General features: G+C 68.7%; 17 protein-coding genes. 2 read left to right on the top strand and 15 right to left on the bottom strand.

The window, feature by feature from the left end; genetic code table 11:
• The first annotated feature begins 50 nt into the window (after nt 1-50).
• The gene (locus N7L95_RS10435) at nt 51-2,612 is read left to right on the top strand and encodes a DUF1631 family protein (protein ID WP_301259757.1); all 2,562 of its coding nucleotides are present in this window, start codon (nt 51-53) and stop codon (nt 2,610-2,612) included.
• An 18-nt stretch (nt 2,613-2,630) separates the two neighbouring features.
• On the opposite strand, the gene pdxA is transcribed toward N7L95_RS10435, so the two are convergent.
• Nucleotides 2,631-3,638 carry a 4-hydroxythreonine-4-phosphate dehydrogenase PdxA gene (gene pdxA, locus N7L95_RS10440; protein ID WP_301259758.1) on the bottom strand — a complete coding sequence of 336 codons (1,008 nt, stop codon included), beginning with the start codon at nt 3,636-3,638 and terminating at the stop codon, nt 2,631-2,633.
• Complete coding sequence (locus N7L95_RS10445) at nt 3,635-4,384, bottom strand: Nif3-like dinuclear metal center hexameric protein (RefSeq protein WP_301259759.1); 750 nt, start codon at nt 4,382-4,384, stop codon at nt 3,635-3,637. Before N7L95_RS10445 ends, pdxA begins: the two co-directional genes overlap by 4 nt.
• A gap of 12 nt (nt 4,385-4,396) precedes the next feature.
• Here N7L95_RS10445 and N7L95_RS10450 point away from each other — a divergent pair, with 12 nt between their 5' ends.
• Nucleotides 4,397-5,551, top strand: coding sequence for a Do family serine endopeptidase (locus N7L95_RS10450; protein WP_301259760.1), 1,155 nt, complete (start codon nt 4,397-4,399; stop codon nt 5,549-5,551).
• 213 nt (nt 5,552-5,764) lie between these two features.
• Here the strand turns inward: N7L95_RS10450 and tatC are convergent, their stop codons facing one another.
• The 13 genes from tatC to hisD all read right to left on the bottom strand — a co-directional run bounded on the left by tatC (nt 5,765) and on the right by hisD (nt 14,168).
• Nucleotides 5,765-6,562, bottom strand: coding sequence for a twin-arginine translocase subunit TatC (gene tatC, locus N7L95_RS10455; RefSeq protein ID WP_301259761.1), 798 nt, complete (start codon nt 6,560-6,562; stop codon nt 5,765-5,767).
• The gene (gene tatB / locus N7L95_RS10460; protein ID WP_301259762.1) at nt 6,559-7,038 is read right to left on the bottom strand and encodes a Sec-independent protein translocase protein TatB; all 480 of its coding nucleotides are present in this window, start codon (nt 7,036-7,038) and stop codon (nt 6,559-6,561) included. The genes tatC and tatB overlap by 4 nt, the downstream gene beginning before the upstream one ends.
• 65 nt (nt 7,039-7,103) lie before the next feature.
• Entirely contained in the window at nt 7,104-7,337 is a 234-nt protein-coding gene (gene tatA, locus N7L95_RS10465) for a Sec-independent protein translocase subunit TatA (RefSeq protein WP_301259763.1), read from the bottom strand.
• 34 nt (nt 7,338-7,371) lie between these two features.
• Nucleotides 7,372-7,719 carry a histidine triad nucleotide-binding protein gene (locus N7L95_RS10470; RefSeq protein WP_301259764.1) on the bottom strand — a complete coding sequence of 116 codons (348 nt, stop codon included), beginning with the start codon at nt 7,717-7,719 and terminating at the stop codon, nt 7,372-7,374.
• A 31-nt stretch (nt 7,720-7,750) separates the two neighbouring features.
• On the bottom strand, nt 7,751-8,125 hold the full coding sequence (locus tag N7L95_RS10475) for a DUF4870 family protein (RefSeq protein ID WP_301259765.1): 375 nt from the start codon (nt 8,123-8,125) through the stop codon (nt 7,751-7,753).
• Nucleotides 8,126-8,168: 43 nt separating this feature from the next.
• Nucleotides 8,169-8,492, bottom strand: coding sequence for a phosphoribosyl-ATP diphosphatase (locus tag N7L95_RS10480; protein WP_301259766.1), 324 nt, complete (start codon nt 8,490-8,492; stop codon nt 8,169-8,171).
• A gap of 8 nt (nt 8,493-8,500) precedes the next feature.
• Nucleotides 8,501-8,890: a phosphoribosyl-AMP cyclohydrolase gene (gene hisI, locus N7L95_RS10485; protein WP_301259767.1), complete on the bottom strand. Its 390-nt coding sequence runs from the start codon at nt 8,888-8,890 to the stop codon at nt 8,501-8,503.
• A gap of 48 nt (nt 8,891-8,938) precedes the next feature.
• Complete coding sequence (gene hisF, locus N7L95_RS10490; RefSeq protein ID WP_301259768.1) at nt 8,939-9,697, bottom strand: imidazole glycerol phosphate synthase subunit HisF; 759 nt, start codon at nt 9,695-9,697, stop codon at nt 8,939-8,941.
• Nucleotides 9,698-10,444 carry a 1-(5-phosphoribosyl)-5-[(5-phosphoribosylamino)methylideneamino]imidazole-4-carboxamide isomerase gene (gene hisA / locus N7L95_RS10495; protein ID WP_301259769.1) on the bottom strand — a complete coding sequence of 249 codons (747 nt, stop codon included), beginning with the start codon at nt 10,442-10,444 and terminating at the stop codon, nt 9,698-9,700.
• 60 nt (nt 10,445-10,504) lie between these two features.
• Nucleotides 10,505-11,149: an imidazole glycerol phosphate synthase subunit HisH gene (gene hisH, locus N7L95_RS10500; protein WP_301259770.1), complete on the bottom strand. Its 645-nt coding sequence runs from the start codon at nt 11,147-11,149 to the stop codon at nt 10,505-10,507.
• Nucleotides 11,150-11,152: 3 nt separating this feature from the next.
• Nucleotides 11,153-11,761 carry an imidazoleglycerol-phosphate dehydratase HisB gene (gene hisB, locus N7L95_RS10505; protein ID WP_301259771.1) on the bottom strand — a complete coding sequence of 203 codons (609 nt, stop codon included), beginning with the start codon at nt 11,759-11,761 and terminating at the stop codon, nt 11,153-11,155.
• Nucleotides 11,758-12,837, bottom strand: coding sequence for a histidinol-phosphate transaminase (hisC, locus tag N7L95_RS10510; RefSeq protein ID WP_301259772.1), 1,080 nt, complete (start codon nt 12,835-12,837; stop codon nt 11,758-11,760). The genes hisB and hisC overlap by 4 nt, the downstream gene beginning before the upstream one ends.
• 2 nt (nt 12,838-12,839) lie before the next feature.
• Nucleotides 12,840-14,168 (bottom strand): histidinol dehydrogenase, encoded by a 1,329-nt coding sequence (gene hisD, locus N7L95_RS10515; RefSeq protein WP_301259774.1) that lies wholly within the window; start codon nt 14,166-14,168, stop codon nt 12,840-12,842.
• Nucleotides 14,169-14,171: the final 3 nt, after the last annotated feature.

Raw genomic sequence — 14,171 nt, forward strand, 5'->3', positions numbered from 1 at the left:
CAGGCGGGTTTTTCACGCCATACTTGTTACTCCTTGCGAACGCAGGTGCGATGAGCTTTCCAGATCCGCGACTCCACACCGCCATGCAGGCGGCGGTGCAGAAGATCCTGTCCACCGTGTCCACCACCTCCAGCCGGGTGGTGGACGCGCTGGGCATGCTCGCGCTTTCTGCCAAAAGCAATGCCGAGCGCCAGAGCTACATGGCGGCCCAGTTCGACCTGCAGCGTTCGCTGGCGCTGTTCAACATGACCTTCTCGACAGTGCTGAACGAGAAGGTGGCGCAGGAGCTCAACCCCCGCCTGGTCACGCGAGGCGCTGCGGCGACCAACTGGGCTTCGCTGAGCCTCGTGGGCGACAGCGAGGTGGAGGAACATGTGACGGCCCAGCGCCTGGCGCTGGCCATCGCTCACACCTGCGAATGGGAGCTGCGCGAGCTGGACGCCTATGTCGGCTCGCTGCTGGGCCAGGAGCGGGCGGACCCGGAGCGCAACCCGATCCGGCCCGAGGTGCTTGGCAAGGCGTTGTTCCGCGCGATCGAGGCGGCCTCGCCCGACACCCCGGTGCGCAAGACGCTGGCCGGTGAACTGGGCCACGGCCTCGCGAAGGCCATGCGGGCCTGCTATGGCGAGATCGTCAGTGACTTCGTGGCCCGTGGCATCCAGCCGGCCGGCCTGGCGGTGCGCAGCCGGGCATCGGGTGGGCATTCCACGCAATCGCCCTCGCGCAGCCTGGGCCTGAGCTCCCATGAGAGCGATGCGCCCACGCAGCCCGCCGGGCTTCCCGCTTCCGACACCGCGGTGGCCGAGGCCATGCGGGCACTCAGCGCCATGTTCGGCGTGGCGGCGCCGCTGGGCATGGCCGCCACGCAGCCTGCCAGCCTGGGCGGTGCGCCGACGCGGACCACCTCGGGCGCCCTGTCGGCCTTCGGCAGCGGCTTCGGCCACAGCACCGGAGAGGCCCTGGCCGGTGGCCATCGGGGCGCAGGCGGCGGCGCGGTGGGTGGCGGCGTGTCCGACGCTCAGCTGGCGGAAGTGATCCGACGCCTGGCCTTCCTGAGCAGTGCACCGGCCACGCTCGACCCCCGCACCTCCTGGGGCAGCACCGGGTCGCCCACGCTGGGCCACAGCGGCGCGTTGCCACTGACCGGCGGCGGACAGGCAGGCGGCGGCCCGACGACCGGCTCGGGCCTGGGCGGCCTGATGGCGGTGAACCTGATCCGCACCCACCGCGAAGAGCTGATGCGGGCCTCCAGCGGCACGCTCGATCACATGGTGATCGACATCGTCGCATCGCTGTTCGACCAGATTCTGTCGGACAGCAAGGTGCCGCCGCAGATGGCGCGTCAGATCGCGCGGCTGCAGCTGCCGGTGTTGCGGGTGGCACTGAAGGACGTGCAGTTCTTCTCCTCGCGCAATCACCCGGTGCGCAAGTTCGTGAACCGCATGGCCAGCCTGGCCTGCGCCTTCGATGACTTCTCCGAGGGCGCCGGCCGGCGCTTCCTCGAACTGGTGCGCGAACTGGTGCAGCAGGTGGTCGAAGGCGACTTCGACCAGATGGAGCTGTACGAGGCCCAGCTGCGCGTGCTGGAGAGCTTCGTGCAGGAGCAGACGCGCGACGAGGCACTCGCCCATGCCGACGCGGTACAGCTGCTCAGCGGCAAGGAAGCGCAGCTGCGCATCCAGGCGCGCTACGAGCAGCAGATGCAGGCCCTGCTGCTGCCGATCGCGATGCAGGAGTTCCTGCGCGAATTCCTGCAGACCGCGTGGAGCCGGGCGGTGGTGGAAGCCACCCTGAGGCACGGCCCCGATGCCGAGGTCAGCACCCGGCTGCGGCGCACCGCCCGCGAGCTGATCCTGAGCGTCCAGCCCAAGGGCACGCCGGCCGACCGCAAGCAGTTCATCCTGGCGCTGCCGCAGTTGATGAAGACGCTCAACGAAGGCCTGGCGCTGATCCGCTGGCCGGAGGAGCGCAAGAAAGCCTTCTTCGGCGAGTTGCTGCCCTGCCACGCGCAGTCGCTGAAGGGCCAGGCGCTCACCGACTTCCAGCTGCGCCAGCTGGAGGTGCACCTGCAGGCCCTGGAACGCCTGCCGGTGCCCAGCGCCGAGCAGGTGGCCGAAGCCACCACGCCGGCCCCGCTGGCCGCCGCCGACACCGCCTTCTCCCAGGAGGAGGCCCAGCAGCTCGGCTTCATCGACGAAGCCGCGATCGACTGGAACGGCTCGCTGGACATCGACCTCGGCAGCCTGGATGCGGCCGCCGCGCCCGGCGACATCGACATCAACCTCGACGGCCTGGGACCCGAGCTGGCCCCCGAGACGCCGACGCAGGGCGCCAAGCTGGCGCAGTGCGTGCAAGCCGGTATCGCCTACCAGATGCACACCGAGGAAGGCTGGATCAAGGTCCGGCTCAACTGGGTCAGCCCCGGCCGCAGCTTCTTCATCTTCAGCCACGGCAAGAAGCACCAGAAGATCATCTCGCTGACCGGCCGCACCTTCGCGAAGCTGTGCGAGACCGGCCGCTTCAAGGCCTTCGAGCAGGCCTACCTGATCGAGCGCGCGGTGGCACGCGCCCGGCGACAGCTCGCCGAGCTGTCGTCCAACAGCAAAAGCTGAGGCGGCTCGGCCACGCCCTCAGCCGCCCGCGGCGGCCAGGCGGCGCGCCATCTCGATGGCCGACACCAGGCTGGACGGATCGGCCCGGCCGGTGCCGGCGAGGTCGAAGGCGGTGCCGTGGTCGGGGCTGGTGCGCACGAAGGGCAGGCCGAGGGTCACGTTGACGCCGCGCTCCACGCCCAGGTACTTCACCGGGATCAGCCCCTGGTCGTGGTACATGGCCACCACCACGTCGAACTCGCCGGGGTGCTCGAGGGTGTTGCGGGCCCGCATGAAGATGGTGTCTGGCGCATAGGGGCCGCTGGCGTCGATGCCTTCGCGCCGCGCTGCCTCGATGGCCGGCGCGATGATGCGCAGCTCCTCGTCGCCGAACAGCCCGCCCTCCCCCGCATGCGGGTTGAGCCCGGCCACCGCGATGCGCGGCGCGGGCTGGCCCCACAGCCGCGCGCTGCGATGCACGATGCGCACCGTCTCCAGCACATTGTCGAAGTCGACGCCCTCGATCGCACGACGCAGCGAGACGTGGATGGTGACCAGCACCGTCTTCAACTCATCGTTGGCGAGCATCATCCGCACCGGTGGGCCGTCGGGCCCGTTGGCATAGGCCTGCAGCATCTCGGTATGGCCGGGAAAGCCGATGCCGGCCGCCGCAAGGGCCTCCTTGTGGATGGGCGCGGTGACGACGGCGGCCACCTCGCCGGCCAATGCGAGCTCGCAGGCGCGGCGGATGCATTCATGCGCGGCCGCGCCGGCGCGGGCGTCCACCCGCCCCACTGGCAGGTCGGCCGGCAGCTGCACCACCGGCAACACGCCGATGCAGCCGGGCGGCAGAACGAGCGCATCGGCCGGTTGCTCGATCTCGGCAACCGCCTGCAGCCCCCCGGTGACCTGGGCGGCACGCCGCATCACTCCCAGGTCGCCAAGCACGAAGGCGCCAGCCACCGCCTGCCGGCGAAAGGCCTGCGCAATGATCTCGGGGCCGATGCCGCAGGCGTCGCCCATCGTGAGGGCCAGCGGCGCCCTCATGCCGGGTTCTCCACATCGATGAAGCGGTGCGACAGGCCGAAGCGCTGGGCCAGATGCTCGCCCAGGGCCGGCGCGCCGTAGCGCTCGGTGGCATGGTGGCCACAGGCCAGGAAGGCGACGCCGGTCTCGCGGGCGTAGTGGGCCTGCGGTTCGGAGATCTCGCCGGTCAGGAAGGCGTCGGCGCCCGCGGCAATGGCCGGCTCGAAATAGCTCTGGGCGCCGCCGGTACACCACGCCACGCGGCGAATGGGCCGGCCATCGCCCGGCACCAGCACCGGGGGGCGGCCCAGGCGCTGCCGCACCCGCTCGGCCAGCGCTTCCAGGCCAAGTGCCTCCTCGGGCTGGCCCAGCCAGCCCAGGTCTTGCTCGCCGAACCGCTGTTCGCCAGCAAAACCCAGCACCCGGCCCAGCTGGGCGTTGTTGCCGAGCTCGGCATGCGCGTCCAGCGGCAGGTGGTAGGCGAAGAGGTTGATATCGCGCGACAGCAGGCGCTGCAACCGCTGCTTCATCCAGCCCACCACCCGTCCGTCCTGCCCGCGCCAGAACAGGCCGTGGTGGACCAGGATGGCGTCGGCCCCGGCATCGGCAGCCGCCTCGATGAGAGCCAGGCTGGCCGTCACGCCGGTGATGAGGGTGCGGATCTCGGGGCGTCCCTCGACTTGCAGGCCGTTCGGCCCATAATCCCGGAAACGATCCACCTCCAGCAGGCCCTTGAGGTAAGCATTCAGTTCATCGCGGTGGGTCATCAAACACGTCCTATGCGCAATACCTGGCTGATTTTCTCGCAAGCGGTCACCGTCGCCGTGGCCGCGCTGTTTGTCGTCGCCACGCTGAAGCCAGAATGGCTCGAACGCAATGCCACCGGGGTGGCGCCCACGGTGTCGATCACCCAGGTGCCCCAGGTACCGGCGGGCAAGGCGCAGAGCAGTTATTCGGCAGCGGCGAAACGGGCCTCGCCGGCGGTGGTCAACATCGCCACCAGCAAGGCACCGGCCCGCAACCCGCAGGCCGAGGACCCCTGGTTCCGGTTCTTCTTCGGCGACCAGGAGGGCCAGGCGCAACCGCAGATGGGTCTGGGCTCGGGCGTGATCGTGTCGGCCGAGGGCTATGTGCTGACGAACAACCACGTCATCGAGGGCGCCGACGACATCGAGGTGATGCTCAGCGACGGCCGCAAGGCCCACGCCAAGGTGGTGGGCACCGACCCCGAAACCGACCTGGCCGTGCTCAAGCTGTCGCTGACGCTGGAGAAACTGCCGGTGATCACTTTCGGCAATTCGGACGCGCTGGAGGTGGGCGATGTGGTGCTGGCCATCGGCAACCCCTTCGGTGTGGGCCAGACCGTGACGTCGGGCATCGTCAGCGCATTGGGGCGCAACCAGCTGGGCATCAACACTTTCGAGAACTTCATCCAGACCGACGCCGCGATCAATCCCGGCAACTCCGGCGGCGCGCTGGTGGATGCGGCCGGCAGCCTGATGGGCATCAACACCGCCATCTATTCGCGGTCGGGCGGCAACATGGGGATCGGCTTTGCCATTCCGGCCTCCACCGCCCGCCAGGTGATGGAGAGCCTGATCAAGGAAGGCCAGGTCACCCGGGGCTGGATCGGCGTGGAGCCGCAGGAGCTGACGCCGGAAATGGCGGAAACCTTCAACCTGCCGGTCAAGGAAGGCGTGCTGATCACCGGCGTGCTGCAGGGCGGCCCGGCCCAGCAGGCGGGCGTGCGGCCGGGCGACGTGGTGACCTCGGTGGCCGGCAAGCCGGTGGCCAGCACGGTGCAGCTGCTCAACGCGGTGGCGGAGCTGAAGCCGGAGTCGGAGGCCGAGATCGACGTGCAGCGTGGCGACAAGAAGCTCGAGCTGAGGGTGAAGGTGGCGCAGCGGCCCAAGGTGTCGCGCCGCAATCGCTGAACGAGCCGGAGGCTCTGACGGGGCCTTCTTCCGTACATGCAGGGCAGGTCATACATGGCCCGCCCCCCGCCGAAGCCGCGGCACCCGCCGTGTAGGCACCTGCCACGGTAGCGAAGGGCCGGCGCCGGCCAAGACCGTGGCCGCAAGCTCGGCCAGATGATTCACTGCCGGCGCCTGCCGCCGGCGTCAGGCGGGCCCGCCACAGCGGGGCGATCAGCCCGCGGCGTCCTCTTCCTCGGACTCCGGCGCCTTGGTGTGCTTGATGAACAGCTTGGCGGCCCAGATGCCCAACTCGTAGAGCAGGCACATCGGCACCGCCAGGGCGAGCTGCGAGATCACGTCGGGCGGCGTCACGACCGCGGCGACGATGAAGGCGACCACGATGAAATAGCTGCGGAACGCCTTCAGCTTCTCGATGCTCACCATGTTGAGCCGGGCCAGCACCACCACCACGATGGGCACCTCGAAGGCAAGGCCGAACGCGAAGAACATGGTCAGCACGAAGCTCAGGTAGGCTTCGATGTCGGGGGCGGCAGCGATCGTGGCGGGGGCGAAGCTCTGGATGAACTTGAAGACCTGCCCGAACACGAAGAAGTAGCAGAAGGCCACGCCCAGCAGGAACAGCACGGTGCTGGAGATGACCAGCGGCAGCACCAGCTTCTTCTCGTGCGAGTAGAGCCCGGGCGCGACGAAGGCCCATGCCTGGTAGAGCACGACCGGCAGGGCAATCAGGAAGGCCGCCATCAGCGTGATCTTCAGCGGCACGATGAAGGGCGAGATCACATTGGTGGCGATCAGCTTGCTGCCTTGCGGCAACTGCGCCACCAGCGGCGCGGCGAGCAGGTCGTAGAGCTGCGCGGGCCCCGGGAAGAAGGCCAGCACGCCAAACACGACGGCGACTGCCAGCACGGCGCGAATCAGCCGGTCGCGCAGCTCCACCAGGTGAGAGACGAACGGCTGCTCGGTTCCGTCCAGCTCGTCTGGACGGTTGTTGTCGGAATTCTGGCTCACGAACGGGCTTTCGGCGGGCGGAAGCGCGCAACGCGCGCAGCGCCGGACTGGGTGCGGGTGCGCACGCCATGGCGCTGCTTGTACCACTGCGGCACCGCGCCGCGCTTCAGGCGCCAGTTTTTCTTCGGGTGACGGTACTGCGGCGGCGCCGGCTCCCAGCCGCTGCCAGGCGGTGGGTCGTGGCGGCTGGTGGCCTCGTCCCAGGCATTCTGAAGGTCACCCCCCAGGTCGCTGACGCCCTGGGACACCGATTGTTCGACGTTGCGCGCGGCATCTTCGAACTCGGTCTTCATCTTCTTGAGCTCTTCCAGCTCGATGGAGCGATTGACCTCGGCCTTGACGTCGGCGACATAACGCTGCGCCTTGCCCAGGAGGTGCCCCACCGTGCGCGCCACGCGCGGCAGCCGCTCGGGCCCGATGACGACCAGCGCCACCGCCCCGATGAGGGCCAACTTGTCGAAACCGAGGTCGATCATGAAGAGATGCAGCGCCCGCAGGCAAAAGTGCCCCGCCGGCCCTCAGGCCGGCAGGAACGGGGGACTCAGGACTTGTTCTTGGCTTCGACGTCGATGGTCGGCCGCTCGGCCGAGCGATCCGACGCCACCTGCTGCGCAGGCGCGGCCGGGGCGTCGGACGCACCGTCGCGCATGCCGTCCTTGAAGCCCTTGACGGCCCCGCCCAGGTCGGAACCGATGTTCTTGAGCTTTTTGGTGCCAAACACCAGCACGATGATCAACAGCACAATCAACCAGTGCCAGATGCTGAAGGAACCCATGATGTTCTCCTAACGACAGAATCGAATTTTAAGTTCAGCCGATCTTCCACGGCCGCGGGCCGCCCATGACATGGACGTGGAGGTGAAAGACTTCCTGTCCGCCGTCAATTCCGGTGTTCACCACGGTGCGGAAGCCATTGTCGGCCCCCTGCTCGCGGGCCAGCCGGGGCGCCAGGCCCAGCATGCGGCCCAGCAGGGCCTCGTGCTCGGGCTGCACTTCCTCCAGCGAGGCCAGGTGCAGCTTGGGAATGATGAGGAAATGCACCGGCGCATGCGGCCGGATGTCGTGGAAGGCGAGCAGCTGCTCGTCTTCGAAAACCTTCTTGGCCGGGATCTGGCCGGCGACGATCTTGCAGAAGATGCAGTTCGGGTCGTGGGTCATGGTGTCGGTGGACGTCGGGTTTCGGGCGGCCTCAGGCAACGGGCCGGTTGTCGTTCAGGCAGAGCCAGCCTCGCACGATGCGGTAGAGGAACCAGATCGAGATCAATCCCCAGGCCAGCCAGCCGGGCGCGAGCAGCAGCAGCCACAGCGGTGAGGTCAGCGCGTACAGCACCATCGCGACCACCACCGAGCGGATGCGCCAGCGGAAATGCGACTCCTGCCAGGTACCGGCCGCGTCGTCCTTCTTGACCAGGTCGATGATGAAGGCCACCACCAGCAGGCCGGCCCCCACCTGGAAGCCGGGCACCAGCGCGGCCACCGCGACGATGGCATGCAGCAGGTAGCTGACCACGCCGATGGTTTTCAGGCTGCGCTCGCGCTCGCTCGTGTCGAGGATCTCGCTCATCTCGGTTGCCTCCCTGGGGTGGTGGGGTGGGACGCAAGGCCTCTCAGCCCTTGCGCGCCGCGAACTCCTGCAGACCGGACAGGCCCTCGCGGCGCTCCAGCTCGGCCAGCACCTCGGCCGGGCCGAGGCCGAAGTGGGCCAGTGCCACCATCGAATGGAACCACAGGTCGGCCACTTCGTAGACGATCTTGGCCGGGTCGCCGTCCTTGCCGGCCATCACCGTCTCGACGGCTTCCTCGCCCACTTTCTTCAGGATGGTGTCGGTGCCCTTGTGGAACAGGCGGGCGACGTAGGAGGCCTCGGGGTCGCCGCCCTTGCGCGACTCGATCACGGCCGCCAGGCGCTCCAGGGTGTGGTTGGATGTCATGCCGCTGCTCACTTGTAGATGCGCTCGGGGTCCTTGAGCACCGGCTCGACCGTCTCCCACTGCCCGTCCTGCAGGCGGCGGAAGAAGCAGGAATGGCGTCCGGTGTGGCAAGCAATGCCGGGCTGGTGGCCGACCTGCTCGACCTTGAGCAGGATCACGTCGGCATCGCAGTCGAGCCGCATCTCGTGCACCTTCTGGATGTGGCCGGACTCCTCGCCCTTGTGCCACAGGCGCTGCCGCGAGCGGCTCCAGTAGACCGCCTCGCCCAGCTCGGCCGTCTGGCCCAGGGCCTCGCGGTTCATGAAGGCGAACATCAGCACGTCGTTGCTGCCGACTTCCTGCGCAATCACGGGCACGAGCCCCTGCTCGTCCCACTTCACTTGATCCAGCCAGTTCATTCCGGCAGTGTAGCAACGCCTTGTGACGGCCCGCCGGACACTGCGCGGCTAGTGGCGCACCGGGATGCCGCGGGAGGCCATCAGGTCCTTGGCCTGGCCCACCGTGTACTCGCCGTAGTGGAAGATGCTGGCGGCCAGCACCGCGTCGGCATGGCCTTCCTGGATGCCGGCGGCCAGGTGCTCCAGCGAGCCGACGCCGCCGGAAGCGATCACCGGCACCGGCACCGCGTCGCTCACCGCGCGGGTCAGGGCGAGGTCGAAGCCGCTCTTGGTACCGTCACGGTCCATGCTGGTCAGCAGGATCTCGCCGGCGCCGTGCTCGGCCATGCGTCGGGCCCATTCCACCGCGTCGAGCCCGGTGTTCTTGCGCCCGCCATGGGTGTAGACGTCCCAGCCGCCGCCGGGGCGGGCCTTGGCGTCGATGGCCACCACGATGCACTGCGCGCCGTACTTGGCGGAGGCGTCGCGGATCAGCTGCGGGTTGGCCACCGCGGCGGAATTGAAGCTCACCTTGTCGGCACCGGCGTTCAGCAGCCGGCGCACGTCGGCCACGGTGCGCACGCCCCCGCCCACGGTCAATGGAATGAAGACCTGGCTGGCCACCGCCTCGATGATGGGCAGGATCAGGTCGCGCCCGTCGCTGGTGGCGGTGATGTCGAGGAAGGTGAGTTCGTCGGCGCCCTGGTCGTTGTAGCGAGCGGCAATCTCGATGGGATCGCCTGCATCGCGCAGCTCGACGAAGTTGACGCCCTTGACGACCCGGCCACCCGTCACGTCCAGGCAGGGGATGATGCGCTTGGCCAGCATTCAGGCGCCGCCGTTGAGTTCGTCGGCGCGTTTCTGCGCCAGGGTGAAGTCGAGGTCGCCGCTGTAGATCGCGCGGCCGCAGATCACGCCTTCCACGCCCTCGCTTTCCACCGCGCACAGGCGCTCGATGTCGGCCAGGTTGCTGAGCCCGCCGGAGGCGATCACCGGGATGCTGAGCGCCTGCGCGAGCTTGACGGTGGCGTCGATGTTGATGCCGGTCAGCATGCCGTCGCGGCCGATGTCGGTGTAGATGACGCCCTCCACGCCGTAGTCCTCGAACTTGCGGGCCAGGTCGACCACCTCGTGGCCGGACAGCTTGGACCAGCCGTCGGTGGCGACCTTGCCGTCCTTGGCGTCGAGGCCAACGATGATGTGGCCGCCGAAGGCGGTGCAGGCATCCTGGAGGAAGCCCGGGTTCTTCACCGCCGCGGTGCCGATGATGACGTAGCTCAGGCCGTCGTCCAGGTAGCGTTCGATGGTGTCGAGGTCGCGGATGCCGCCGCCAAGCTGGACGGGAATCTCGTCGCCCACTTCGGCCAGGATGCTCTTGATTGCCGCTTCGTTGACCGGCTTGCCGGCAAAGGCCCCGTTGAGGTCAACGAGGTGCAGGCGGCGGGCCCCGGCTTCGAGCCAGCGGCGCGCCATGGCGGCAGGGTCTTCACCGAAGGTGGTGGAGTCGTTCATGTCGCCTTGCTTGAGGCGCACGCACTTGCCGTCTTTCAGGTCGATGGCAGGGATCAGCAACATAGCCGAAGCGATGGGTGTGGAAAGGAGGTTGGGACGGAGAAGCGAGGAAGTGAGCAGCCGTCAGGGCTTCCAGGTCAGGAAGTTGCGGTACAGGGCCAGGCCGTGCTCTGCGCTCTTCTCCGGGTGGAATTGCGTGGCGAAAATATTATCCCGCGCCACAGCACAGGTAAAGCGGGTGCCGTACTCGGTTTCCCCGGTGCTGTGCTCGGGCTGCCGGGTGCGGGCATGGTAGCTGTGCACGAAGTAGAACCAGGCGCCGTCGGGCACGCCCTGCCACAGGGCATGCGGGCGGGCCTGGAAGACGCGGTTCCAGCCCATCTGCGGCACCTTGTAGCGGCTGCCGTCGGGCTGCAGCTGGCCATCCAGCTGGAAGCGCAGCACCTCGCCGGGGATCAGGCCGAGGCCATCGGTGGGGCCTTCCTCGCTGCGCTCGAGCAGCATCTGCATGCCGACACAGACGCCCATCAGGGGCTTGTGGGCGGCTGCGTGCAGCACGGCCTCCTGCAGGCCGGAGTCACGCAGCTCGCGCATGCAGTCGGGCATGGCGCCCTGGCCGGGCAGCACCACGCGTTCGGCGGCCATCACGTCCTCGGGGCGCGAGGTCACCTGCACGTCGATGCCGGTGCCCCGCGCGACATGCAGCACCGCCTGCGACACCGAGCGCAGGTTGCCCATCCCGTAGTCCACCACAGCAAGTGTCGGCATGGCTCAGAGCGATCCTTTGGTGGAGGGGATGATGCCGGTCATGCGGGGGTCGAGTTCGAGGGCCATGCGCAGGGCCCGGGCAAAGGCCTTGAACACGGTTTCACATTGGTGATGGGCATTCTCGCCACGCAGGTTGTCGATGTGAAGGGTCACGAGTGCGTGATTGGCGAAACCCTGGAAGAACTCATAGGCCAACTGTGTGTCAAACGCGCCAATCATCCCGGACTTGAAGGGCACGTGCATGGTCAGGCCCGGGCGGCCGGAGAAATCGATCACCACGCGGGAGAGCGCCTCGTCCAGCGGCACGTAGGCGTGGCCGTAGCGGCGCAGGCCCTTCTTGTCGCCCACTGCCCGGGCCACCGCCTGGCCCAGCGTGATGCCGACGTCCTCCACCGTGTGGTGGCCGTCGATGTGCAGGTCGCCCTTGGCGTCGATGTCGAGGTCGATCAGGCCGTGGCGGGCGATCTGGTCCAGCATGTGGTCGAAGAAGCCGATGCCGGTGGACAGCCGGGCCTGGCCGGTGCCGTCGAGGTTGACGGCCACGCGGATCTGGGTCTCGGCGGTGTTGCGCGTGACTTCGGCCACGCGGTCGGGGGTGCAGGGGGTGCTCATTGCAGGCTCTCGCGCAGGGCGGCGATCATCACGTCGTTTTCCTCCGGGGTGCCGACGGTCAGGCGCAGGCAATCGCCCACCGACGCCACCTTCGCCAGCTTCTTGACGAGCACGCGGCGCTCGCGCAGCGTGGCCAGGCTGCGGTCGGGGTCGGGCACCCGCACCAGCACCATGTTGGCTTCGCTGGGATAGGGGTGCACACCCGGCATGCCGCGCAGCGCGTCGATCAGCCGCTCGCGCTCGGCGCGCAGCACGGCGGCCTGGCGGGCGAACTCGGCCTCGTGCTCCAGCGCGAAGAGCGCCGCCTCGCAGTTCAGCACGCTGACGTTGTAGGGCGGGCGCACCTTCTCGATGTGCGCCATCAGGGCCTGACGGCCCATCATGTAGCCGATGCGCGCGCCGGCCAGGCCGAACTTGCTCATGGTGCGCATCAGCACGACGTGCTCGTGGCGGGCCAGGCGGTCGATGTAGCTCTTGCTGGCGAAGGGCTGGTAAGCCTCGTCGATCACCACCAGGCCCGGGGCGGCCTGCACGATGCGCTCGATGATGGCGTCGTCGAACAGGTTGCCACTTGGGTTGTTCGGGTAGGCGATGTAGACCAGCACCGGGCGGTGCTCGGCGATGGCAGCCAGCATCGCCGCCTCGTCCAGCTCCAGGCTGCCGGGCACCAGCGGCACGCCGACGTACTTCAGTCCGTGCAGCTGGGCCGACATCGGGTACATGATGAAGCCTGGCATCGGCGCCACGATGGCCGCACCCGGCACGCTGCAGGCCACCGCGAGCATCGAGATCAGCTCGTCGGAGCCGTTGCCCAGCATCAGCTCGAAGCCCTCGGGCAGCCGGGCATGGCGGGCCAGCGCCTCGCGCAGCCGGGCGGTGCAGTCGCCGGGATAGCGGTTGAGCGCCACCGCGCCCAGGCGCTCGCCGAGCGCGCGCTGCAGCTCGGGCGGCAGGGTGAAGGGGTTCTCCATCGCGTCGAGCTTGATCATGCCGGTGCTCGGCTGTACGACGTAGGACTGCATGCTGCGCACGTCGTCGCGCACGACCTGCTGCAGGCGTTGTTCGAGGGTGCTCATGCTCAGTTTTCCTTCTTGCCGGTCGTCATGCGCAGTTCAGCGGCGCGGGCGTGGGCCTGCAGGCCTTCGCCGTAGGCCAGTTCGGCGGCGATGCCGCCCAGGGTGCGGGCGCCGGCTTCGCTGACTTCGATGAGGCTGGAGCGCTTCTGGAAGTCGTAGACGCCCAGCGGCGACGAGTAGCGGGCGGTGCCGGAGGTCGGCAGCACGTGGTTGGGACCGGCGCAGTAGTCGCCCAGCGATTCGCTGGTGTAGGCCCCAAGGAAGATCGCGCCGGCGTGCCGCAGCAGCGGCTCCCAGCGATGCGGCTCGCGCGAGGACACCTCCAGGTGCTCGGGCGCGATGCGGTTGCTGATCTCGCAGGCCTCATCCATGCTGCGGGTGAGGATCAGCGCGCCGCGGCCTTCCAGCGAGGCGCGGATGACGTCGCGCCGCGGCATCCCGGGCAGCAGGCGGTCGATGGCCTCGCGCACCTGCTCGATGTAGCCGGCGTCCGGGCACAGCAGGATGCTCTGCGCCAGCTCGTCGTGCTCGGCCTGGCTGAACAGGTCCATGGCCACCCAGTCGGCCGGCGTGCTGCCGTCGGCCAGCACGAGGATCTCGCTCGGGCCGGCGATCATGTCGATGCCGACCGTGCCGAAGACCCGCTTCTTGGCGCTGGCCACATAGGCATTGCCGGGGCCGGTGATCTTGTCGACCTTGGGCACCGCGGCCGTGCCGTAGGCGAGCGCCGCCACCGCCTGCGCACCGCCGATGGTGTAGGCCCGGTGCACGCCGGCCACCGCCGCGGCGGCCAGCACGAGCGGGTTCTTCTCGCCGCGCGGCGTGGGCACCACCATGACGATCTCGCCAACACCGGCCACCTGGGCCGGGATGGCGTTCATCAGCACGCTGGACGGATAGGCCGCCTTGCCGCCGGGCACGTAGATGCCCACCCGGTCCAGCGGTGTCACCTTCTGCCCCAGCAGGGTGCCATCCTCGTCGCGGTAGCGCCAGGAGCGGCCGCAGGCTTCGAGCTGGCGCTCGTGGTACAGCCGTACCCGACGGGCGGCAGCCTGCAGCGCCTCGCGCTGGGCCGGGGTGATCTGCTCGAGTGCCGCCTGCAGTTCCTGCTGGCTCAGCGCCAGCTCGGAGACCGAGCCGGCGGCCAGGCCGTCGAAGCGGTGGGTGTACTCCAGCACCGCGGCATCGCCGCGGGCCCGCACGTCGGCCAGGATGTCGGCCACGCGCTGCTCGATCGCATGATCCGTCTCCGCCGACCAATGCAGCGCGCGATGGAATTCAGCTTCGAAGTCCGGCGCGGTGGTGGCGAGTTGACGGATCTGGACCTTCATTTG

It is taken from the genome of Eleftheria terrae (assembly GCF_030419005.1).
In the GTDB taxonomy this organism is placed as follows: domain Bacteria; phylum Pseudomonadota; class Gammaproteobacteria; order Burkholderiales; family Burkholderiaceae_C; genus Caldimonas; species Caldimonas terrae.

Coding starts and splice junctions, on each gene's coding strand:
- hisI (WP_301259767.1), bottom strand. CDS start 8,890: ATGAACTGGCTGGATCAAGTGAAGTGGGACGAGCAGGGGCTCGTGCCC.
- N7L95_RS10470 (WP_301259764.1), bottom strand. CDS start 7,719: ATGACCCACGACCCGAACTGCATCTTCTGCAAGATCGTCGCCGGCCAG.
- hisF (WP_301259768.1), bottom strand. CDS start 9,697: ATGCTGGCCAAGCGCATCATCCCCTGCCTGGACGTGACGGGTGGCCGG.
- hisC (WP_301259772.1), bottom strand. CDS start 12,837: ATGAGCACCCTCGAACAACGCCTGCAGCAGGTCGTGCGCGACGACGTG.
- hisA (WP_301259769.1), bottom strand. CDS start 10,444: ATGTTGCTGATCCCTGCCATCGACCTGAAAGACGGCAAGTGCGTGCGC.
- N7L95_RS10435 (WP_301259757.1), top strand. CDS start 51: ATGAGCTTTCCAGATCCGCGACTCCACACCGCCATGCAGGCGGCGGTG.
- hisD (WP_301259774.1), bottom strand. CDS start 14,168: ATGAAGGTCCAGATCCGTCAACTCGCCACCACCGCGCCGGACTTCGAA.
- tatA (WP_301259763.1), bottom strand. CDS start 7,337: ATGGGTTCCTTCAGCATCTGGCACTGGTTGATTGTGCTGTTGATCATC.
- pdxA (WP_301259758.1), bottom strand. CDS start 3,638: ATGAGGGCGCCGCTGGCCCTCACGATGGGCGACGCCTGCGGCATCGGC.
- N7L95_RS10450 (WP_301259760.1), top strand. CDS start 4,397: ATGCGCAATACCTGGCTGATTTTCTCGCAAGCGGTCACCGTCGCCGTG.
- tatB (WP_301259762.1), bottom strand. CDS start 7,038: ATGATCGACCTCGGTTTCGACAAGTTGGCCCTCATCGGGGCGGTGGCG.
- N7L95_RS10480 (WP_301259766.1), bottom strand. CDS start 8,492: ATGACATCCAACCACACCCTGGAGCGCCTGGCGGCCGTGATCGAGTCG.
- hisH (WP_301259770.1), bottom strand. CDS start 11,149: ATGCCGACACTTGCTGTGGTGGACTACGGGATGGGCAACCTGCGCTCG.
- N7L95_RS10475 (WP_301259765.1), bottom strand. CDS start 8,125: ATGAGCGAGATCCTCGACACGAGCGAGCGCGAGCGCAGCCTGAAAACC.
- hisB (WP_301259771.1), bottom strand. CDS start 11,761: ATGAGCACCCCCTGCACCCCCGACCGCGTGGCCGAAGTCACGCGCAAC.
- N7L95_RS10445 (WP_301259759.1), bottom strand. CDS start 4,384: ATGACCCACCGCGATGAACTGAATGCTTACCTCAAGGGCCTGCTGGAG.